We start from the raw sequence: 19,940 nt of genomic DNA, 5'->3' as shown, positions 1-19,940 counted from the left end.
CTCACGGCCCCGGTCCCCGGGCGAACTCCGCGACGCGGAACGCCAGGTCGAGCGAGCGCTCCCGGTCCCGGGTGACGTCGTCGCCGGTCAGCTCGGTGTGGATCCCGCCGGGGTGGGAGCCCAGGCTCCGGTGCACCTCGAAGAAGCCCCGTACCTCGTCGAGTACGTCGTCGAAGCGCGACGCCCGCCCGCCCGAGGACGTCTCCGGGTCGGTCGCCCAGACCGGGCGGGCGCCGGAGGCGGTCACCTTCTCCACCAGGTCGGGCAGCAGGTCGCGAATCCGGTCCGCGCCCAGCCGTAACGCGAAGGTCAGCCGCCCCGGTTCGCGGTCCGGGTCCAGCCGGTCGACGTATCCGAGCACCTCGTCGACCGTGGTGGCCGGGCCGAGCCGCACCGCGACGGGGTTGGCGATCCGGGCGGCGAAGCCGAGGTGGTCCTCCCCCGGCGGCCGGTCGCCGTCGCCGATCCGGACCAGGTGGCCGGAGGTGGCGTACGGCGCACCGGTGCGGGAGTCGGTGCGGGTCAGCGCCGACGCGTAGTCCAGCCGCAGCACATCGTGCGCGGCGTAGAACTCGACGGACCGGAGCCCCGCGGGGTCGGTACCGCACGCCTTCATGAAGGCCAGCACTTTGTCGATCCTCCGGGCCACCGCCTCGTAGCGCTGCCCGGCCGGCGAGGCGGCGACGAACTCCCGGTTCCAGGCGTGCACCCGGCCCAGATCGGCCTCGCCGCCGGTGGTGAAGGCCCGCACCAGGTTCAGCGTCGACGCGGCCGCCCGGTACGTCCGCACCGGCAGCCCGGGGTCGCCGGTGCGGGGCGCGGGGTAGTGGCCCGCGATCCGGCCCACCTTCACCACCGGTACCGAGGCCGCGTAGGTCAGCACGGCGCTCATCTGGAGGAGGGTCCGCAGGGTGCCCCGGATGGAGGCGGCGGAGAGCCCGGCCGGCGCCCCGGCCCGGTCCCCGGCCTGGAGGAGCAGGGCCTCACCGCGTGCCACGGCGGCGAGCCGGTCGCGCAGTTGGTCGACCTCGCCCGCGAAGACGAGCGGCGGGGCCTGGGCGAGGTCGTGGAGGGCTGTGGGGTCGGCGGGGTCGGCGTCCGGGGCGCTCACAGCACGACCCGTACGTCGTAGGCGGTGAGCCAGTCGTTGAGCTGGAGGGCGCGCGGCAGGATCGGCGGCGGGGTGAAGGTGCCGTTCACCCAGGCCTGGTCACGGACCATGGCGCGCAGGGTGTCGGCGTCCAGGAGGCGCATCGCGGGCGCGTCGGCCTCGATCATGTCGGAGACCGCCGTGCGCACGGACTCCAGGTACTCGGGGCTCTGGCCGACGGGGAAGCCGCTCTTGGGGCGGTGGACGACCTCGGTGGGCAGGGCGTCCTCGACCGCGGCGCGCAGCAGGCCCTTCTCGCTGCCGCCGAGGCGCTTGAGCCGCCAGGGCACGTTCCACACGTACTCGACCAGGCGGTGGTCGCAGAACGGGACGCGCACCTCCAGGCCGTTGGCCATGCTCATCCGGTCCTTCCGGTCGAGGAGGAAGGGCAGGAAGCGGGTGTGCTGGAGGTAGTAGACCTCCCGCATCCGCCGGTCGACGCCGCTCTCCCCGTCCAGGTACGGGACTTCGTCCAGGGCCTCGCGGTAGCGGGCGTCGAGGCGCTCGTGCAGGTCGAGGTGGCCGCGCAGCTCGGGCGAGAGGACGGCGTTGCGGTCCTTCACCCCGGCGGACCAGGGGAATCCGCCGCTGGGGCGCTCCGCCTCGCTCGCGAACCACGGGTAGCCGCCGAAGGCGTCGTCGGCGCCCTCGCCGGACAGGGCGACGGTGAGGTGGCGGCGGACCTCGCGGAAGAGGAGGTAGAGGGAGACGTCGAGGTCGCCCACGCCGGGGTAGTCCCGGGCGCGCAGGGTGACGCCCGACTCCGCGAGCAGGGAGGCGGGTTCGACGAGGACCTCGCTGTGCTTGGTGCCGACGTGGTCGACGACGGCCCGGACGAAGGGCGCGTCCCGGGAGACGTGGAGGGCGTCCGCCCGGAAGTCGTCCTCGCTGCCCGCGAAGTCGACGGAGTAGGTGGCGAGCGGTCCCTGGCCGCCGGCGGCCAGGGCCGCCGCGCCGATCGCGGTGATGGCGCTGGAGTCGATGCCCCCGGAGAGCAGCGCGCCGAGCGGCACGTCGGCGACGGTCTGTTCGCCGACGATCCGGTCCAGCAGCGAGCGGACGGTGGCGACGGTGGTGGCCTCGTCGTCCTCGTGCGGGGCGGTGGTGAGCTGCCAGTAGCGGCGGGCGGTGGTGGCGCCCCGGCGGACGGTGAGGAGGTGGCCGGGGAGCAGTTGGCGCACCCCGCGGTAGACGGCGTCGCCGGGGCGCTTGGCGGCGACGGTGAACACGTCGACGAGGCCCTCGGCGTCGACCTCGGGGCGGATCAGACCGGAGGCGAAGAGGGCCTTGGGTTCGGAGCCGAAGACCAGGCCGGAGGGGTGTTCGGCGTAGTAGAGGGGTTTCACGCCGAGGGGGTCGCGGCCGAGGTACAGGGTCTGCTCGGCGATGTCCCACAGGGCGTACGCGAACATCCCGGCGAACCGCTCGATGGCCTTCGGGCCCCACTCCCGGTGGGCGGCGAGCAGCACCTCGGTGTCGGACGCGGTACGGAAGCGGTGTCCGTGGGCGGTGAGTTCGGTGCGCAGTTCGCGGTAGTTGTGGATCTCGCCGCTGAAGGAGACGACGGCGAGTTCGCGGCCGTCGTCACCGCCGCGCTCGGTCATGGGCTGGCTGCCCAGCCGCAGGTCGATGACGGCGAGGCGGCGGTGTCCGAGGCCGATGCGCGTCGCCGTCCAGACGCCGGAGTCGTCGGGGCCCCGGAGTGCGAGGGTGTCCGCCATGCGGCGGACGGTCCCGGCCTCGCGGGTCAGGTCGCGTTCCCAGTCGAGCCACCCTGCTATGCCACACATGGTCGTCCCTCTCCTCAGCGCTGGGTGGTGGAGGCGTACTCGGCGAGCGTGGTCTCGACGACGCCTCGGATGGGGGCGGGCAGCCGGTCCCAGTTGCGTTCGTCGTCGAGGTCCAGGACCCGGGAGAGCTTCCAGCCGAGGTACTGGCCGAGCGAGGCGAGCGGCGGGAGCTTCTCGACGGGGCGCAGGGCGAGTTCGAAGCCGGGGAAGAGTCCGGCGACGCGTCTCGCGGTGGCCTCGCTCCAGGCGGCGTCGGCCGGTCCCGTGGTGGTCGCCAGGCACAGGACCGTCCGGTCCCGGATGACGAGCATGTAGTTCAGGACCTGGACGGCCCGTCCCGGTTCGTCGGCGGGGAGTTCGGCCCACAGGGCGGATTCGACGTCGTTCTGCCGGATGCCGTTGCCCTCCAGGGTGATGAGGTCCTGGGAGCGGCCGAGGGTGCGCAGCAGCGGGGTGGCGACGCCGCAGGGGCAGTCGGTCCCGGTGATCTCGACGAGGTCGCCGGTGCGGTAGCGCAGCAGGGGCCGGGCGAGGATGTCGAGGGTGGTGACGACGAGTTCGCCCCGGTCGGGGGTGCCGTCGATCCTGCGCGGTCCCCGCTCGGGGTCGTCGAGTTCGAGGACGTAACTCTGCGTCTGGAGGTGCAGGTTGCGGTGTTCGCAGGTGACGGCGGTGGTGCCGGTCTCGGACGAGCCGTAGGCGGCGACGTAGGCGCGGGCCCCGGTGAGGCGTTCCAGGTGGCGGACGAAGGCGGGTCCGGTCTGCTCGGCCATCAGGAACAGCTTGTCGAAGGCGGGCACGGGCTCGTCGTTGCGGTAGGCGAACTGGATCATCTCCAGCAGCCGGGAGGGCGGCCCGACGAAGACGTTGACGCCGAGTTCGCGGGTGAGGCGCAGGACGCGGGTGTAGTCGCCGGTGATGTTGTCGACCCAGGGGCGCAGCGAGAGGACCTGGAGGTACTCGAGGACCTTCTCGAACTGGTACGCGGCCGGGGCGAAGGGCGCGTTGATGAGGATGAGGGCGCGGTCGGCCGGGGAGAGGATGCGGGCCCAGAGTTCACCGATGTTGATGGTGTTGGCGACGAGGTCGTCCAGGGCCTTGGGGGCGGCGACCGGGTTTCCGGTGGTGCCGGAGGACTCGTAGTAGTGCAGGAACTCCGAGAGTCCCCGGGTGAAGGCGCGGTGTCCGCCCTCGCTCAGTGCCTTCTTGGGCAGGAAGGGCAGCTTCCCCAGGAGCGCGTCGATGGCCTCCTCCGGTGCGGTGCCCGCCGCGTCGGCGATCAGGGCGGCGTCCAGAGTGGTGTCGTAGAGCCCGGACCCGGCGGCGGCCCGCAGGGTGGCGGTGAACTTCCTTCCCAGGTGGGCCCGGTCGGGGTGGCCGGCGTGGCTGTCGCGGACGAGTGCGGTGTGGTCGCGGACGGTGTCGGCGATCTCCCGGGTGGTCGTGGTGTCACGAAGCAGCAGCATGGGGTTCCCTCTCGTCAGCGGCGCCGGCCGCGCGGGCCAGGCTTCCGTCGGATATGAGGCGGGCGACGGCCGCGATGTCCTGGTCCATCCGGCGGTCGCGGTCGGCGTAGGGCACATGGGCGCGGATCAGGGCGTGCACGGCGCGGGTGCGGGGGGCTGCCCGGTCCGGGCCGCGCAGGTCGAGCGCCTGGGCGGCGGCGAGCAGGGCGATGGCGGCGACCTGGCCGGTCAGTTCGTTGACCGTGCGGGCGTCGCGGGCGGCGGTGGTGGCCATGCTGACCTTGTCCTGGTTGTGCGCCTCGGTGGACCGGGAGAAGACGGTGGCGGGCAGGGCCGTCTTGAGGGCCTCCGCGGTGACGGCGGACGCGGCGATCTGCATGCCCTTGAATCCGTGGTGCAGCCCGGCCTCGGCGCTGAGCTCGGGCGGTACGAGGTTGGCGGGCAGGCCGCCGCTGAACTTCGGGTCGATGATCAGGGCGAGCTGCCGGTCGAGGAGGTCGGCGATGTTGGCGGTGGCGGTCTTGAGGCTGTCCATCGCCTGGCCGACGTGGCCCGCGTAGAAGTTCCCGCCGTGGTGCGGGCGTTCCTCCTCGACGGAGAAGAGCGGGTTGTCCGTGGAGGCGTTGACCTCGGTGGTCAGCCAGGGCTCCACCCAGGACAGGGTGTCGCGGAGCACCCCGATCACCTGGGGCGCGCAGCGCACCGAGTAGTGGTCCTGGATCCGGACCTCCAGCTCCCGGAAGTCGCCGCCCTGCAGGCTTCCGGCCTCGGCGATGATCGCCTCGTACGTGGTGGAGAGCCGTGACCCGGCCAGCAGCCGACGCAGCCGCGCGGCCGAGGCGACCTGTCCGGGGTGCGGCTTGGCCCGGTGCAGGAATTCCGCGAAGTGCGAGGCGTTGCCGAGGAGCGCCTCGCTGACGAAGGCCGTGACGATCTCGGCGGCGGTGGCGATGCCGGCCGCGTCGTGGGCGGCCAGCACGGCGAACGCGGTGGTGAACGAGGTGCCGTTGATGAGGGCGAGGCCCTCCTTGGCCTCCAGCGCCACCGGCTCGATGCCCGCCTCGCGCTGGGCTTCGGCGACCGGCAGGACGTGCTTGCCGACCTGGGCGTCCCCGTCGCCGAGGAGCGTGGCCGCGACGTAGCACAGGGGGACGAGGTCGCCGCTGGCGCCGAGGGAGCCGCGCTCCGGGACGAGCGGGAGGATGTCGGCGTTGAGGTGGTCCAGGAGGCGGTCGACGACCAGGGGGCGGATGCCGGAGTTGCCGAGGGCCAGGCAGTTGGCGCGGATGAGGAGGGTCGCGCGGACGACGTCGGCCGGCGCGTTCGGGCCCACCCCGTTGAGGTGGTAGCGGATCAGGTTGTGCTGGAGCCGGGCGGCGCGTTCGGGGCTGATCTGGTTCGTGACGCTGTCGCCGAACCCCGTGGTGACGCCGTAGATCGGTCTGCGCTCCGCCATCAGCCGGTCGCGCAGCCCGACACTGGCCTCGGCGGCCCGGGCGGCGGCCGGGTCCAGCACCGCGGCGACCGGTGGCTGCTCCTCCACGGGGCGGGCGAGGCGCACGATGTCGCGGAGGGTCAGGGAGCTGCCGTCCAGCGCGATACGGGCAGGGTCGGTCCAGTCGTTCACCTTCGGAACTCCAGGGTGCTGGGGGGATTTTTCGATTGCGCCCCAATACTTCGCCAGAGGAGTGCCGAATTTCTTCTGCCGACGGACCGGGTGGACCCTGGTCCCGAGACCGGGCAGGAGCCAGGACCAACGACGTGGACCGCCGAATTGTCACCGCACTGTGAACAGAGTTACAAGAATATTTCGACGCCGGAACCTTTGAAGTTCTGATTGATTGGGTCCTATTCTCGCCACTGGCAGGGTCCACGTCTTCCACCATCCGGAGGTTGTCGATGTCTCCCACCGGCCCGGCCCCGCGGCCGGACAGGACCGTACGGGTCCTGGCCCCCGGTCACAGCTCGCTGTTCACGGCGGGGATCGCCTCGGCCCTCGGCCGCACACCGGGCATCCGGGTGCTGACGGCCGGTCATGACCCCCGGGAGGAGCCGGACGTGGTGCTGGTGGAGGATGCGCCGGGCGTCCCGGTCGACGAGGTGATCGGCCGCCTGCCGGCGCCGTTCACGACCGGACCGCCGGGGGCCCGGCGGCCCCGGATCATCGTGATGGTGCGGGACGACCGCGTCGAGAGGATCCTCGGCTATCTCCGGGCGGACGTGCGGGGGTTCGTCTGTCACGACGCCCCGCTGCGCGAGCTGGTGACCGCGGTGCGGGTGGTGGTCCGGAATGAAGCGTTCCTGCCGTACGGGATTGCGGCCCGGATCATCGACGGAATTCTCCCGCATCTCCCGGGACCCGATCCCGAGCCGTCGCCGAGCGTGTCCGAACTCACTCCGCGTGAGCGGGAGATATTTACACTCATGGCGTCGGGAATTTCAAATGCTGAGATTGCCGACGCCTGCTCGCTCAGCCAGAAGACCGTAAAATTCCATGTGTCCAATATCCTGCGAAAACTCGGAATGAAGAACCGCATCCAGGCGGTGGTCCGTACGCGCGGAGTCCGCTGCGCCTCGGCCTGACCGGATCCGACCAGAAGGGCTTTCCGTTGTCCGCACCCGCCGTCCCGCCCGCCGCCCAGGACACCGAGGGGGCCCGCGCGGCCCTCGACGCGTTCCTCGCCGCCCTCAACAGCCGTTCCGTGCCCGACTGGACGCGGACGCTGCACTTCCCCCATCTGCGGATCCACGACGGTGCGGTCACCGTCTGGGAGACGCCCGAGAGCTACGTCGAGAGCGCCACGCCCGAGGTGGCGCAGTTGGTGGCCACCGGCTGGGACCACAGCGGCTGGGAGAAGGTCGAGCTGATCCAGACCTCGGCCGACCAGGTCCATGCCCAGGTCCGGTTCGCCCGCTACGACGCCGAGGACCGTCCGCTCGGCTCGTTCGAGTCGGTCTATGTGCTCACCCGGCAGGAGGGCCGCTGGGGGGTGCTGGCCCGGATCGGTTTCACGGCCGCCTGACGGCAGGTCGCGCGGAGAGGCCGCCCCCGGTACGGAACCGGGGGCGGCCTCTGTCGTGTCCGGGCCCCGACGTTCAGCCGGGGGCGTCCTCGTCGGACCCGGGTACGGCTTCGGGGGCCGGCGGGATGCTCGCGAGCTCCGCCCCGATCCGGCCCGCGAGGACGTGCTCGCCCTCGGCCGTGGGGTGGAGGCCGTCGGCGTACAGGCTCCCGGCGTCCGCGACGGGCGCGACGGCGAGCCCGTCCAGCAGATGGAGGCCGCGGTCGCCCAGCCGTTGCAGGACCCGGACCGCCTCCGCGGTCAGGGACCGGGTGCCCTCCAGCGTCAGCCCGGCGCTGTTGACCGCCCGTTCACGATCGGGCGAGGAGAGGGGGGTGAGCACCACGACGGGGGTGTCCGGATGGCCGTCGCGGATGGTGTCCAGGAACCCGCAGACGGCCGGACCCCAGCTGCGCGCGGTGAACGCGCCCCGGATGTAGGCGTTGATGCCGAGCTCCAGGGTGATCAGGTCCGCCGGGGTGTCCCGGATCGTGCGGGCCACCACCGGATCCAGGTACGCCTCCCCCGCGAACCCGAGGTTGCGCAGCCGCCAGCCGTGGTCCGCCGCCACCAGGGCGGGCCAGGTCTCGGAGGGTCCTGCGGCGTACATGCAGTGGGTCAGGGAGCTGCCGTGGACCAGCAGCCGGCGGCCCGTGCGCTCCGCCGCGAGCAGCCGGCGGTGGCCGCGCAGGGTCACCGCCCCGATCCGGGTGACGCTGAGGTGCGGGAGCCAGACCTCCACGTCGGCGGGGGTGCCGTCCGTGACGGGCAGCAGGAAGGAGACCCGGTGGCGGCCGGGGCCGTCGGTCCAGCGGTGGACCAGGATGCCGTCGACCCGGATGTCCAGGGGCGAGCCGCCGGGGTCCAGTTCCACCTCCAGTTCCAGGGCGGTGGCGTCCGTGCGGACCGCGAAGCGGACCCCCGCGGTGGTGCGGGCGAGCCGGGAGAAGTTGGCCGACATCGCCGTGGCGAGCCGGTCCACGGGCATCCGCAGCGGCAGTCGGGCGCCAGGGCCCCGGTCCCAGCCGGCGATCCCGTCGAAGGAGAGCCGCGGATCGCCGGGGACGAGCCGCTCCACGGCGGCGCCCGGGGCGCGGGCGGTACCGGTCGTCATGCGCCCTCACGCTCCAGGACCGCGGGGTCGGAGCCGTCGGGAGCGGCGGCCGGGCCGCCGGTGGCGCCCTTCGGGGCGTCGGCCGCGTCAGCGGCGTCCGGGGCCTCCGGGGCGTCGGCGCCGTCCGGATCCGGCTTGCCGGCCGGTCCGAGCCCCAGTCCCGCGGCCAGTGCGCCCGCCAGCGAGAAGATGCCCACGGCCAGGAACGCCCGGTGGTAGGAGGCGAGGCCGTCCTCGTCGCCGCCGGTGGCGAGGACCGCGGCGGCCACCGCGACCCCGAGCCCGCCGCCCAGTTGCAGGGCGGACTGGATGAGGGAGGTGGCCAGTCCCTGCTGTTCGTCGGCGACTCCGCTGACGCCCGCGATGTTGAAGCTGGGGAAGCTCAGCCCGTTGCCGATGCCGTGCAGGATCAGGGCAGGCAGCAGGACCGTGACGTAGTCGCTGCTCTCGTCGGCGCGCAGGAAGAGCAGGATGCCCAGGCCCTGGAGCAGCAGCCCGGCGACGGCCGGGACGCGCAGTCCGAAGCGGTTGATGAGGCGCGGGGTGAAGTTGACGGTGATGAGGATCGCCGCGGCCATCGGCACGATCGCGGCGCCGGCGCCCAGGGCGTTGTAGTCCAGCACCTGCTGGAGGTAGAGGAGGGCGACGAACTGCCAGCCGATCGTCGCGCAGGCCCAGGCGAGCCCGACGATGTTGGCCGTGGACACGGTGCGCGAGCGGAAGATGGAGAGCTGCACGAGCGGTTCGGCCCGGCGGCTCTGGATGATGACGAAGGCGACGAGCAGGGCGACGGACGTCACCAGCGAGAGCACGGTGGTCGCCGAGCCCCAGCCGACCTCGGGAGCCCGGGTCACGGCGAAGACCAGCAGCAGCACCCCGCCGGTCGCGGTCAGGGCGCCGAAGGCGTCGAAGCCGGGGCGCTCGCCGGTCCGCAGCGGGTCGGGCGAGATGGCGTAGCGGACGGCGGCCAGGACCAGGGCGGCGATGACGAACGGCACGAAGAAGGTGAGCCGCCAGTTGAGCTGCGTGAGCACACCGGAGAGCACCAGCCCGGCCGCGTAGCCGCTGGCCCCGGTGAGGGAGAAGATGCCCACCGCGCGGTTGCGCTCCGGGCCCTCCTTGAAGGTGGTCATGATGATCGAGAGCGCGGCCGGGGCGATGAACGCCGCCGCGACGCCCTTGATCACCCGGCTGATGATCAGCAGGGTGCCGTCCGAGACGAAGCCGCCCGCCAGGCTGGCGACGGCGAAGACCGCGGTGCCCCAGAAGAACATCCGTCGTCGGCCGAAGAGGTCGGCGGCGCGACCGCCGAGCAGCAGGAAGCCCCCGTACGCGACCGCGTAGCCGGAGATGATCCATTGCAGCTGTTCGGCGCTCAGCCCCAGATCGTCCTTGAGCTCGGGCAGGGCGACGCCCATCAGCGAGACGTCCATGGAGTCCAGGAACAGCTGCGCACAGAGCACGAGAAGGGCGATTCCCTTGCGACCGCCCAGTGTTCCCGCCGTACGCGAGGTCGCCTGTGGGTCCGACATCGTTTGCCGCCATTCGATCCGGCAGACAACAGTCTGCTAGCCAACGATTTTCGATGAACGTAGCAGCGAAATCGTCTGGCAGCAAACAATCTCGATAAAAAGCGAGAGTCGAAGCAGGGCACTCCGGAGGCACCGACCCTTGTGGGCCGAACGCGGCCGACCCTATGCTTCGATAGTTGACGAACTATGAAAGTTCACGGTGTCTCATCCCCGGAGCACGTCATGCCCACGGATCCATCCCGGTCCGCGAACCGGTCACGCCTCCCCTCCCTCACCGGACTGCGCTTCGTCGCCGTCCTCTTCGTCTTCGCGTTCCACGCGTCCCTCCAAGCACCCTTCTCCGACGCCGGTCTGGCTTCGGCGTACGCGGATCTCACGGCGAACGCGGGCTGGCTGGGAGTCAGCTTCTTCTTCGTGCTCAGCGGCTTCGTCCTGACCTGGTCGGCCCGCCCCGACGACACGGCCCGCCGCTTCTGGCGCCGCCGCGCGGCCAAGGTCTACCCCCTGCACATCGTGACCTGGGGGGCCGCTCTGGCCCTGCTCGCCTCGGCCGGTACGCCCGCCGGAGTGCGCCAAGCGGTCCCCAACCTCTTCCTCGTCCAGACCTGGGTCCCCGACCGGGACGTCTTCTCCAACCTCAACGACGTCAGCTGGTCGCTCTCCGCCGAGGTCTTCTTCTACCTGGCCTTCCCGCTGCTGATCCTCGCCGTGCGCCGGATCGCACCCGAGCGGCTGTGGCTGTGGGCCGTCGCGTCGGCCGCGGCCGTCCCTCTGCTGCCGCTGCTCTCCGAACTGCTGCCGCCGGGCGACCCGTTGCCCTTCGGATCGGGCTCCGAGGAACAGTTCTGGTTCACCTATGTCCTGCCGGTCGGCCGGACCCTGGAGTTCGTCCTCGGCATCCTGCTGGCCCGGATGGTTCTGACGGGCCGGCGCATCCCGGTCAACGTGCCGCTCGCGGTCGCCCTGTTGGCGGTCGGTTACGCGATATCACTGCGACTCCCCTTCCTTTACGGCCTCACCAGCGCGACGGTCGTGCCGATCGGACTGCTGATCGTCGCGGTCGCCCGACGGGACATCGCCGGGCGCGGCTCCCTCCTCGCCGGACCCGTCCTCGTACGGCTCGGCGAGTGGTCGTTCGCCTTCTACCTCACCCACCGGCTGCTGCTCCAGCACGGCCACCGGCTGCTCGGCGAGGGCCGCACCTTCTCCACCCCGGCGGCCGTCGCCCTGCTCGTCGCCGCGTTCGTCCTGTCGCTGGCGATCTCCTGGCTGCTGCACATCGCCGTCGAGCGGCCCGCGATGAAGCACCTGGGCCGCTCGCGCCCCGACGCCCCGGCTCCGCCGCCGGCACCGCCCGCGGCTCCCGCACCCACCGGCGCCGCCCCGGCCCTCCCCGGGACCGGCGACGCCGCGCCCGCCCGATGACGCCGACTCCTACGGCCCCCACCGGTACCGCCCCCTCACCAGAGAGGCACATCCGATGACCGAGAAGCCCCTGACCCTTCCCCAATATCCCTTCCCTCTGCGTCCGTTCGCCGAGCCTCCGGAGGCGTTCGAGGACCTGCGCGCCAAGTGCCCGGTCCTGAAGGTGCAATTGCCGAGCGGCGACACCGCCCACATGGTGACCGGTTACGACGAGGTCATCGCCGCGATGGCCGACCGCAGGCTGTCCCGGGCGGCGCTGCGCGAGCCCGGGGCCGTGCGGACGGTCACGGGCGAGGACTTCTCCGACAACCCCTACAACCTCCTCAACCAGGAGGGCGAGGACCACCACCGGCTGCGCCGGCTCATCGCCCCCGCGTTCACCCCGCGCAAGGCGGAGAAGTGGCGGGCCCGGGTGGAGGAGATCGCCCATGAGCTGATCGACCGACTGGAGGCGGGGCCGCGCCCGGCGGACCTGCACCACGACTTCGCGGCCGTCCTGCCCGTCTGGGTGATCTCGGAGATGGTCGGCGCCCCGGTGGAGGACCGCGGACGCCTCCAGGAGTGGACGGACCGCCTCGTCAGCATCACCGCCCACACCCCGGAGGAACGGCTCGCCGCCCGCTCCGAGTCGGCCCAGTACGTCGCCGGCCTCGTCGCCCGCCGCCGGGAGGCCCCCAGCGACGACCTGCTCAGCGCTCTGATCACCGCTCGCGACGACAACGACCGGCTGGACGAGCGGGAGTTGGTCTGGCTCGGGATCAATCTGCTGGTGGCCGGGCACGACACCACGGTCAGCGCCATCGTCCGCGCCCTGTACCAGCTGCTGCGCCACCCCGACCAGTGGAAGCTGCTCACCGAGAACCCGGACCTGGTCCCCGGCGCCACCGAGGAACTCCTGCGCTACGCACCGCCGTCGGAGATCGGCTTCATGCGGATCGCCACCGAGGACGTGGAGCTGGCGGGCACCACCATCAAGGCCGGCGAGGGGGTCGTCCCGGTGATGCACGCGGCGGGCCGGGACACCCGGCACGTCTCGCGCCCCGAGGAGCTGGACATCACCCGTGACGACGCGGTGCACGCCGCGTTCGGCCACGGGACGCACTACTGCCCCGGCGTCGGCGTGGCCCGGATGGAGCTCCAGGTCGCGTTCGGGGTGCTGGCCCAGCGGCTGCCCACGCTGCGGCTCGCGGTGCCGACCGAGGACGTCGAGTGGCTGGGCGGACTGCTGACCCTGCGGCCGAAGGCGCTGCCCGTGGAGTGGTGAGCGGGGCCACCGCGTGAAGGAGCGCCGGACGGGATCGTCCGGCGCTCCTTCACGCGGTGGCGGGGCAGGTCAGCCGCCGGACTCCTTGATGCCCCAGGCGGTGAAGACCGCGAGGGAGAGGTCGTGGAAGGCCGGGTCGCCCAGGTCGGCGTAGGCGGCCGCGAACTCCTCGTCGGTGGCCAGCCCTTCGGCCACGACCGCCTCCCGGGTCTGCTCCAGGGTCAGCTGCCACCAGCGGGCCTCGTCGTCGCCGCCGCGGATCCGCTGGAAGCGCGCGTCGTAGCCGATCCGGCCGAGGCCCTTGCCCTCGAACGGCACGGGGAAGGTGCGGGCCCACTCGGTGTCCGTGCCCACGGCGCTCTCCAGGTGGGTCCTGAAGGCACGCATGACCGTGCGGTAGGCGGGGTGCGGCGAGTCCTTGATCGGGAAGAAGGCGGGCTCCTCCAGGACCAGGATCCCGCCGGGGGCCAGCCACTCGACGAGCCGGTCCAGCGCCTTCTCCGGGTCGGGCAGATGGATCACGACGTAGCGGGCGTGGATGAAGTCGAACGAGCCCGGCGGGAAGTCCTCGGTGTAGACGTCGTGGCGCAGCACCCGGACGCCCTGATCGGACAGCTCGTCCAGGAAGGTGGTGTCCAGGTCGGTCACGGTGACCTCGGCACCCCGGCCGGCCAGCCAGCGGGCGACGGAACCGCCCCCGCCGCCGACCTCCAGGACCCGGTGTCCCGTGGTGAGGCCGAGGGCCTCGAAGCGGGCCCGGGTGTGGTGGTCGAGGACCGACTCCAGCAGGGTCAGACGCTCGCGCTCGGTGGCGACGGCGTGGCTGAAGACGCCGTCGCGGTAGCGCTCCTGGTTCCACTCCCAGCGTTCGCCGGAGGCGGCGGGCTCCTCCGCGGCGGAGGTCTCTGCGGCGGGGGTCTCCGCGGCAGGGGTCTCGGTCGTCTCGGGGGCGGGTGAGCTGCTCATGTCCGGGTCTCCTCGGCTTCGGTGCGCGGGACGGGATGGCGGCGGTGCGCGGTGCGGACGGGCAGGCGGTGCTCCGGGCGGCTCACAGGAAGGCCAGCACCCGGGCCGGGCCCCCGGTGCCGCCCGCGTGGCGGGGTGCGCCGACGACGGCGACCGCGCCGACGTCGGGGACGGTGTCGAGGCCCGCGAGGCACTCGACGCCGTACCTGCCGGCGGGCAGGATCACCCGGTGGGTGTACGGGTCGGCCGGGCGGGATCCGGGGTCCAGGCTCGGCGAGTCGGTGCCGACGCCGACCACGGAGCGCTCCTCCACGAGGAAGGCCGCGGCCTCCACCGAGATGCCGGGGAAGCGGTAGAGCCCGTCCTTCGCATCGAAGTTGAGGAACGCGCCGGGGGTGTTGATCCGGGCGGCCCAGCCGTTGTCGACGGCGAGCAGGGCACGGTCCGGGATCCGGCCGTTGCGGCTCTCCCAGCGCAGCAGGTCGTCCACGGTCAGCTCGGTGACGTGGTCGCTCGCGGCGCGGTCCCCGATCCGGACGACGGCGAGCGGGGCGACCAGCGAGTCGGCCGGGATCCGCTCGACGGACAGCCCGTCGTCGTCGAAGTGGAGCGGGGCGTCGATGTGGGTGCCGATGTGCTCGTTGTACGTCAGCTCCAGCGCGTTGTACTCGTGCTCGGCCAGGTTGGCCAGCCGCCGGATCTCCATCGGCTTGACGTAGAGGTCGAAGACCGGCCAGTCGGGGCCGACGACATGGGTGAGGTCACGGACGGAGCCGGTCGGCAGGGTGACCCGCGGGGCGGCGGGCCGCTCCGCGGGGCCCGCCGCGTTCCGGGAGCCGGACTTCCCGGACTCCGGTGGCACGGAGGCGGCGATGGTCTGGGGATTGCACACGGGGCACCTTCCGATCCGTCGGCTCGGAGGAGCCGGCGCTAGACTGGGGAGTGAAGACGTTCTGGGAATGGACAATCTCGAAACACCGGATGGCCCGCCGTCCTGGACCGCAGGAGGAGCAGTCATGACCGCCACGCAGCCTTCCCGCCTCACCTCGCCGAGCCGGGAGCCGGACGCCGGGATGCGCGACCGCTACTTCTCCAAGCTGGCGCAGGAGCGCCCCGACATCGCGATGTGCCGGGCGACGACGCTGGTGGCCCGCACCATCGACGAGGAGCTGTCCGGCCACCATCTGACCGTGGCCCAGCACCTCGTGCTGAAGATGCTGAACGACGTGGGCCCCTGTTCGCAGCAGGAGCTGAGCGAGCAGCTGCGGATCGACCGCAGCGTGATGGTCGGCTGTATCGACGGCCTGGAGGACTCCGGTCTCGTACGACGTGAGCGTCACCCCCGGGACCGCCGGGCCTATGCGGTGACGCTGACGCCGGAGGCGGGACCGGCGCTGGCGGAGGCGGAGGGCGGGGTACCGCGACTGCTGGACCGGGCCTTCGGTTCGCTGACGGCCGCGGAGCGGCGGACCCTGACCCGGCTGGTGGGCAAGATCCTCGACGTGGGCTGAGGCCCGCACGGGCTCAGTCGACGATGGCCTGGTTGACCAGCTGCCGCAGCCGCCCGTGCAGGGGGTGGGCGCTGGAGGGCATGAGCTGGGTGAAGAACAGGGCGGTCAGCCGCTCCTTCGGGTCGACCCAGAAGATGGTGCCGGCCGCGCTGTGCCAGCCGTACTCCCCCTGGCTCGCCACCACCCCGGCCCGCGCCGGGTCCTCGACGACGGCGAAGCCGAGTCCGAAGCCGACGCCCGCCGTGGGCATCTCGGAGAAGACCGGGCGGCCGACGCTCCGGAGGTCGGCCCCGCCGGGCAGGTGGTTGCGGAGCATGTGGCGCAGCGTGCGGGGGCCGAGGACGCGCTGCCCCTCGTGGACGCCCTCGCCGAGCAGCATCTGGGTGAAGCGGTGGTAGTCGGCCAGGGTGGTGATCAGTCCGGCGCTGCCGGAGAGTGCGGCGGGCCGGTGCAGGGCGCCGGCGCCGAGGGCGTCGTTGCGGGTGGCGCGGCCGGTCGCCGGGTCGGCGGTGTAGAAGGCGGCGAGCCGGTCGGCCTTCTCCGGCGGGACGTGGAAGGCGGTGTCCGACATGCCCAGCGGGTCGAGGATCCGGGTGGCGAGGAAGTCGGCGAGGTTCTGGCCCGACGCGACTTCCACGACCCGGCCGAGCACATCGCTGGAGACGCCGTAGTTCCAGGCGGTGCCGGGTTCGAAGAGCAGCGGGAAGGTCGCCCACTGCTCACAGCAGGCGGCGAGGTCGAGGCCGGGCGGTGTGGCCCACTCGTAGCCGTTCTTCGTGTAGATCTCGTCGACGGGGTGGGCCCGGTGGAAGCCGTAGGTGAGCCCGGAGGTGTGGCTGAGCAGGTGCCGGACCCGGATCGGCTCGGTGACGGGGGCGGTGACCGGCCGGTCGACGGGCCCGCGCTGGTAGACGCGTACGTCGGCGAATGCGGGGATGTAGCGGGAGACCGGGTCCTGGAGGCCGATCACCCCTTCCTCGACGAGGATCATCGCGGCGACGGAGGTCACGGGTTTGGTCATCGACCAGGCCCGGTAGAGCGTGTCGCCCGCCGCCGGGAGGTCGTTCTCCCGGTCACGTGAGCCGTACGAGGACAGATGGGCGACCTTGCCGTCGCGGGTGACGGCGAGCTGCCAGCCCGGGAGCCGCCCGTCGTCCACATAGGCGGAGAGATAGGCGTCGATGCGGCGGAGCCGGTCGGGGCTCAGTCCGACCTCCGCCGGATCCACCTCGGTCTTGATGCGGGTCACTGCGCCTCCTGATGAGCATCCTTTGATAGTTCGCAATCAATAGAACTATAGAAGCAACTCCCCTGCGCAACAAGGGAATCGAGCAGCGATCGAGGACCCGTTCAGCCGGCCGGGGCCAGCGCCCGCAGCGTGGCGAGCACACCCTCGGGGCCCGCGCCGAACTCGGGCGCGGGAATCACCGCGAGCAGCGGCGTCGTCACGCCCGCCGCGACATAGGCGGCCACCCGCTCCCGGCACTCCTCCGGCTTCCCGTGCACCAGGAGGGCGTCCACCAGCGCGTCGGGCACCGCGTCGCACGCGCCCCGCGGGTCCCCCGCGGCCCACGCCCGGCGGGAGGCGGCGAGCTCGTCGTCGCGGCCCAGCCAGGAGTGGAACGCGGAGTACGTACGGGCGTTGAGGATGGGACCCAGCAGGGCCCGGCCGCGCGCCCGGGCGTGGGCGAGGTCGCCGGTCGGACAGACGAACAGCCGGGCGACGATCTCCTTGCCCTCCCCCTCGGGGCCCATCGCCTCCCGGACCGGCACGAGGTCCTCCACCGAGAGGAAGTTGGTGACCAGGCCGTCCGCCTCCCGGGCGGCGAGCCGCAGCATCTGCGGGCGCAGCGCGCCGACGAGCACGGGCGGCACCGGGTCCGGGCGCAGGGCGGGGCGGTAGTCCTCGATGGTGAACGAGTCGAAGACCCCGCGCACCGACCGGCCGGAGAGGGCGGCCTTGAGGAAGCGGACGGTGTCGCGGACATACCGGTAGGGGTGCTCGAAGGGGATGCCGTTGATCCGGGTGACGAACGGGGGCCCCGAGGAGCCGACCCCCACGGCGACCCGGCCCGGGGCGGCCTCGGCGAGGGTCGCCACCGTCATGGCGAGCAGCGCGGGCCCCCTGGTCTGCACGGGCACCACGGCGGTGCCCACGCGCAGCGACGGGGCCCAGGCGGCGGCGAGGGCCAGCGGGGTGAATCCGTCGTAGCCGGCGGCCTCACCCGACCAGGCGTCGGTGTACCCGAGGTCGGGCAGCTCCTCGATGATCCGCCGATGCGCGGACAGCGGTACGGAGTTGAGCGGGATGGTCACACCGTGACGCTGCATCGCGACCCCTCACGAACGGTTCGAATGTTCTACGTTCGTCGAAGTATCGAGGGGTGCGCGGAGTGTGTCAACGGTGCCCGTGCCCGGTGGACTCGCCACCCTCCGGCACGGACTTCTCGGGCGCCGCTCCCCCGGCGTGCACGGTGAAGGCGGCCGTACGGACCTCCCCCTCGTGCCGGAAGTCGAGGAACAGGCGGTAGGCGCCCTTGCTCGGAGCCGTCGCGGTGAAGGAGACCTCCGGGCCCGGCTTCGTCCGCCCGTCGCCCGGTTCGCCGTTCGGGTGGACGTGGAGGTACGCCAGATCCCCGGCGCGCAGCGCGACGAGGTGGCCGTACGCGCCGAGGTAGGGCTGGAGGTCGGTGACCGGCCTGCCGTCCTTCTCGACCTCCAGCTTGAGCTCACTGCCCGACCCGGGGCGCAGCGCCCCGTCGAGCGTCACCTCGTACCCGTCGACGGTCACGGTCCGCTCCTCGCGCGGCAGCGGCTCCGGGTTCGCGTCGCCCGACACGGCGAGGTCCGCGCCCAGGGTGAGACCCTCGGCGTTCTTCACGTCCGGGGTGAAGTCGGCGAAGACCCGGTAGCCGCCGGCCTCGGGAAGCTCGACGGGGGTGGACCAGGTGCCGTCGGCGGCCCGCACGGGGTGCAGGTGGCGGTAGGTGGTGAGGTCGCTCGACGCCACGATCAGGTGCAGTTCCTTGCCGTGGTCGGTGCGGAACGCGGTCACGTTGCGGGAGGTGCCCTCGTCGACGACGGCGAACCGCAGCTCGGCGGGCTCGGCGGGCTCGCCCGCCTCGACGCGCGGGGTCCTGAGGTCGAGGGTGTAGCCCCCGTCGGAGACCTGCAGCCCGCCGGGAAGCTCCACCCCCTCCCCCGCGCTCTCCTCCACTTCCCCCTTCTCCGCCGCCGGATGATCCTTCGCGCCGTGACCGTCCTGCTCCGAGGTGCCCTTCGTGACGACGGCGGGATCCAGGGCGCCGCCCACCGCGTACGCCGACCCGAAGGTCGCCGCGAGCCCCACGGCGAAGGCCGAGATCTTGAGACCGGTTTGCATGACCCACTCCCTCATCAAGGTCGCCGGGTCGCGACCACTCATTTCGAGGATACCCCCCAGGGGTATGAAGTCAACCTGAGGGCGATCTTGCGGCGAGGCTTCGGGGGCGGGAAGAATGAAGCTCACCGGGCTGGCGGAAGCGAAGGGGGAGCGGGGCTTCATGGGGACGATCGTCGCGTTGCTGGCAGGGATAGGCGGGGCGTCCGCGTGGTGTGCGGTGGTGCTGATCCGGCGCGGGCGCCGCGGGTCCACCGAGAACGCGGACGGGCTACTGATCGAGCAGGAGGGCCGGCTGCGGGCCCAGCAGATGCGGAGCGAGGGCCGGGCCTTCCGGGACCACCCCCACGGGCGGCCGGGATCCGGCTCAGGGCCGCACCGCTACTGACGGTCGCCGGCCATCGCCGCAAGGGTCCACAGCAGGGTGTCCGTCTGCTCGTCCATCGGGAAGAACGACTCCACCGCGAGCTCCGAGAGGGTCACGTCGGCGGGCGCCCCGAAGGTGGCGATCGTGCTGAAGAACGCCATGTCGCCGAGCGGCGTGCGGATGCGCAGCGGGACGACGATGCCCGTCGGGTCCACCGGGCCGGGGTCGGTGTCGAGGTCCGGCGGGGCCGGGTAGGCGGACACCTCCTCGTACAGCTCGCGCAGGTCGCGGTGGCCGGTGGTGTCGACCTGGTGCCGCAGCCGGCCGAGGGCGTGGGCGCGGACCTGGGCGAAGTTCAGGCACTGGGAGGCGAGCCCCTCCGGATGGAGGATCAGCCGCATCACATTGCCGCCCGACTCCGTCAGGTGCGACGGCACGGTGCCGAGCAGGAGGGACATCGCGTCGTTGTGGTCGACGATGTCCCAGATCCGGTCGATCGCGGCGGCCGGGTACGGTTCGTGGCCGGCCAGCATCGCCCTGACCGCGGAGCGGACCATGGACATCCGTTCGCTGTCGAGCGGCGACTCCCGGTACGCGGGGGCGTAACCGGCCGCCAGCAGCAGGCCGTTGCGGTCCCGCAGCGGGACGTCGAGGTGCTCGGCGAGCTTGAGGACCATCTCCCGGCTCGGCCGGGCGCGGCCCGTCTCCACACAGGAGAGATGCCGGGTCGAGGAGTCCGCCCGCAGGGCCAGGTCGAGCTGACTGAGCTTGCGACGCCGCCTCCACTCCCGGAGCAACAGGCCCACACGGGGCGGCTCTTCGGTCTCCATGACCTCACCGTACCCATGGCTCCCCGGTCGGGGGCCATGACCTGGGAGGTCATGGAGTCCGTGCCCTGCCGCGTGGCACGGTGC

Annotated in this window: 18 protein-coding genes; 6 read left to right on the top strand and 12 right to left on the bottom strand. The window is 72.4% G+C overall.

All coding sequences use genetic code 11. From position 1 onward, the window contains the following. Position 1 precedes the first annotated feature (1 nt). From ACIQPT_RS02620 to hutH, 4 genes are read right to left on the bottom strand one after another with little or no spacing between them, the layout of a single operon-like run. Complete coding sequence (locus ACIQPT_RS02620) at positions 2–1,111, bottom strand: 3-deoxy-7-phosphoheptulonate synthase (RefSeq protein WP_401151859.1); 1,110 nt, start codon at positions 1,109–1,111, stop codon at positions 2–4. Beyond that, a complete protein-coding gene (asnB, locus tag ACIQPT_RS02615; protein ID WP_401151857.1) occupies positions 1,108–2,940 on the bottom strand; it encodes an asparagine synthase (glutamine-hydrolyzing) in 1,833 nt (610 codons plus the stop codon). Before asnB ends, ACIQPT_RS02620 begins: the two co-directional genes overlap by 4 nt. Positions 2,941–2,954: 14 nt before the next feature. Next, positions 2,955–4,406: a phenylacetate--CoA ligase family protein gene (locus tag ACIQPT_RS02610; protein WP_401151855.1), complete on the bottom strand. Its 1,452-nt coding sequence runs from the start codon at positions 4,404–4,406 to the stop codon at positions 2,955–2,957. Continuing rightward, positions 4,390–6,033: a histidine ammonia-lyase gene (gene hutH / locus ACIQPT_RS02605; RefSeq protein ID WP_401151852.1), complete on the bottom strand. Its 1,644-nt coding sequence runs from the start codon at positions 6,031–6,033 to the stop codon at positions 4,390–4,392. Before hutH ends, ACIQPT_RS02610 begins: the two co-directional genes overlap by 17 nt. 431 nt (positions 6,034–6,464) lie before the next feature. Here hutH and ACIQPT_RS02600 point away from each other — a divergent pair, with 431 nt between their 5' ends. After that, the gene (locus ACIQPT_RS02600) at positions 6,465–6,989 is read left to right on the top strand and encodes a LuxR C-terminal-related transcriptional regulator (protein WP_401151850.1); all 525 of its coding nucleotides are present in this window, start codon (positions 6,465–6,467) and stop codon (positions 6,987–6,989) included. A gap of 26 nt (positions 6,990–7,015) precedes the next feature. Continuing rightward, positions 7,016–7,429 (top strand): hypothetical protein, encoded by a 414-nt coding sequence (locus ACIQPT_RS02595; protein ID WP_401151847.1) that lies wholly within the window; start codon positions 7,016–7,018, stop codon positions 7,427–7,429. Positions 7,430–7,502: 73 nt separating this feature from the next. On the opposite strand, the gene ACIQPT_RS02590 is transcribed toward ACIQPT_RS02595, so the two are convergent. Together ACIQPT_RS02590 and ACIQPT_RS02585 are read right to left on the bottom strand one after the other, a co-directional pair. Next, positions 7,503–8,582, bottom strand: a complete 1,080-nt coding sequence (locus ACIQPT_RS02590; RefSeq protein WP_401151845.1) for a GDSL-type esterase/lipase family protein — start codon at positions 8,580–8,582, stop codon at positions 7,503–7,505. Further along, a complete protein-coding gene (locus ACIQPT_RS02585; RefSeq protein ID WP_401151842.1) occupies positions 8,579–10,114 on the bottom strand; it encodes an MFS transporter in 1,536 nt (511 codons plus the stop codon). The genes ACIQPT_RS02590 and ACIQPT_RS02585 overlap by 4 nt, the downstream gene beginning before the upstream one ends. 222 nt (positions 10,115–10,336) lie before the next feature. On the opposite strand from ACIQPT_RS02585, the gene ACIQPT_RS02580 reads away from it, so the two are divergent. Both ACIQPT_RS02580 and ACIQPT_RS02575 read left to right on the top strand, forming a co-directional pair. Next, positions 10,337–11,539, top strand: a complete 1,203-nt coding sequence (locus ACIQPT_RS02580) for an acyltransferase family protein (RefSeq protein WP_401151839.1) — start codon at positions 10,337–10,339, stop codon at positions 11,537–11,539. A 55-nt stretch (positions 11,540–11,594) separates the two neighbouring features. Further along, positions 11,595–12,803 (top strand): cytochrome P450, encoded by a 1,209-nt coding sequence (locus ACIQPT_RS02575; protein WP_401151838.1) that lies wholly within the window; start codon positions 11,595–11,597, stop codon positions 12,801–12,803. A 69-nt stretch (positions 12,804–12,872) separates the two neighbouring features. Here ACIQPT_RS02575 and ACIQPT_RS02570 read toward each other — a convergent pair whose 3' ends face one another. Further along, the gene (locus ACIQPT_RS02570; protein ID WP_401151835.1) at positions 12,873–13,769 is read right to left on the bottom strand and encodes a methyltransferase domain-containing protein; all 897 of its coding nucleotides are present in this window, start codon (positions 13,767–13,769) and stop codon (positions 12,873–12,875) included. Positions 13,770–13,851: 82 nt separating this feature from the next. Then, entirely contained in the window at positions 13,852–14,661 is an 810-nt protein-coding gene (locus ACIQPT_RS02565) for a cyclase family protein (protein ID WP_401151832.1), read from the bottom strand. A gap of 124 nt (positions 14,662–14,785) precedes the next feature. Here ACIQPT_RS02565 and ACIQPT_RS02560 point away from each other — a divergent pair, with 124 nt between their 5' ends. Next, positions 14,786–15,280, top strand: coding sequence for a MarR family winged helix-turn-helix transcriptional regulator (locus tag ACIQPT_RS02560; protein WP_401151831.1), 495 nt, complete (start codon positions 14,786–14,788; stop codon positions 15,278–15,280). A gap of 13 nt (positions 15,281–15,293) precedes the next feature. On the opposite strand, the gene ACIQPT_RS02555 is transcribed toward ACIQPT_RS02560, so the two are convergent. From ACIQPT_RS02555 to ACIQPT_RS02545, 3 genes are all read right to left on the bottom strand, one after another. Beyond that, on the bottom strand, positions 15,294–16,529 hold the full coding sequence (locus ACIQPT_RS02555; protein WP_401151828.1) for a serine hydrolase domain-containing protein: 1,236 nt from the start codon (positions 16,527–16,529) through the stop codon (positions 15,294–15,296). Positions 16,530–16,630: 101 nt separating this feature from the next. Continuing rightward, on the bottom strand, positions 16,631–17,596 hold the full coding sequence (locus tag ACIQPT_RS02550; RefSeq protein ID WP_401151825.1) for an LLM class F420-dependent oxidoreductase: 966 nt from the start codon (positions 17,594–17,596) through the stop codon (positions 16,631–16,633). Between the two features lie 82 nt (positions 17,597–17,678). Beyond that, on the bottom strand, positions 17,679–18,662 hold the full coding sequence (locus ACIQPT_RS02545) for a hypothetical protein (RefSeq protein ID WP_401151822.1): 984 nt from the start codon (positions 18,660–18,662) through the stop codon (positions 17,679–17,681). Positions 18,663–18,777: 115 nt separating this feature from the next. Here ACIQPT_RS02545 and ACIQPT_RS02540 point away from each other — a divergent pair, with 115 nt between their 5' ends. Then, positions 18,778–19,047: a hypothetical protein gene (locus ACIQPT_RS02540; protein WP_401151820.1), complete on the top strand. Its 270-nt coding sequence runs from the start codon at positions 18,778–18,780 to the stop codon at positions 19,045–19,047. On the opposite strand, the gene ACIQPT_RS02535 is transcribed toward ACIQPT_RS02540, so the two are convergent. Next, the gene (locus ACIQPT_RS02535; RefSeq protein WP_401151817.1) at positions 19,041–19,856 is read right to left on the bottom strand and encodes a helix-turn-helix transcriptional regulator; all 816 of its coding nucleotides are present in this window, start codon (positions 19,854–19,856) and stop codon (positions 19,041–19,043) included. The two genes, ACIQPT_RS02540 and ACIQPT_RS02535, sit on opposite strands and share 7 nt — an antisense overlap. Positions 19,857–19,940 lie beyond the last annotated feature (84 nt).

Origin of the sequence: Streptomyces sp. NPDC091289 (assembly GCF_044757365.1) — a bacterium.
Lineage (GTDB): Bacteria > Actinomycetota > Actinomycetes > Streptomycetales > Streptomycetaceae > Streptomyces.
This window is presented reverse-complemented; position numbering and strand designations above follow the sequence as displayed.

Coding starts and splice junctions, on each gene's coding strand:
- asnB (WP_401151857.1), bottom strand. CDS start 2,940: ATGTGTGGCATAGCAGGGTGGCTCGACTGGGAACGCGACCTGACCCGC.
- ACIQPT_RS02610 (WP_401151855.1), bottom strand. CDS start 4,406: ATGCTGCTGCTTCGTGACACCACGACCACCCGGGAGATCGCCGACACC.
- ACIQPT_RS02590 (WP_401151845.1), bottom strand. CDS start 8,582: ATGACGACCGGTACCGCCCGCGCCCCGGGCGCCGCCGTGGAGCGGCTC.
- ACIQPT_RS02585 (WP_401151842.1), bottom strand. CDS start 10,114: ATGTCGGACCCACAGGCGACCTCGCGTACGGCGGGAACACTGGGCGGT.
- ACIQPT_RS02580 (WP_401151839.1), top strand. CDS start 10,337: ATGCCCACGGATCCATCCCGGTCCGCGAACCGGTCACGCCTCCCCTCC.
- ACIQPT_RS02575 (WP_401151838.1), top strand. CDS start 11,595: ATGACCGAGAAGCCCCTGACCCTTCCCCAATATCCCTTCCCTCTGCGT.
- ACIQPT_RS02570 (WP_401151835.1), bottom strand. CDS start 13,769: ATGAGCAGCTCACCCGCCCCCGAGACGACCGAGACCCCTGCCGCGGAG.
- ACIQPT_RS02560 (WP_401151831.1), top strand. CDS start 14,786: ATGACCGCCACGCAGCCTTCCCGCCTCACCTCGCCGAGCCGGGAGCCG.
- ACIQPT_RS02545 (WP_401151822.1), bottom strand. CDS start 18,662: ATGCAAACCGGTCTCAAGATCTCGGCCTTCGCCGTGGGGCTCGCGGCG.
- ACIQPT_RS02540 (WP_401151820.1), top strand. CDS start 18,778: ATGAAGCTCACCGGGCTGGCGGAAGCGAAGGGGGAGCGGGGCTTCATG.
- ACIQPT_RS02535 (WP_401151817.1), bottom strand. CDS start 19,856: ATGGAGACCGAAGAGCCGCCCCGTGTGGGCCTGTTGCTCCGGGAGTGG.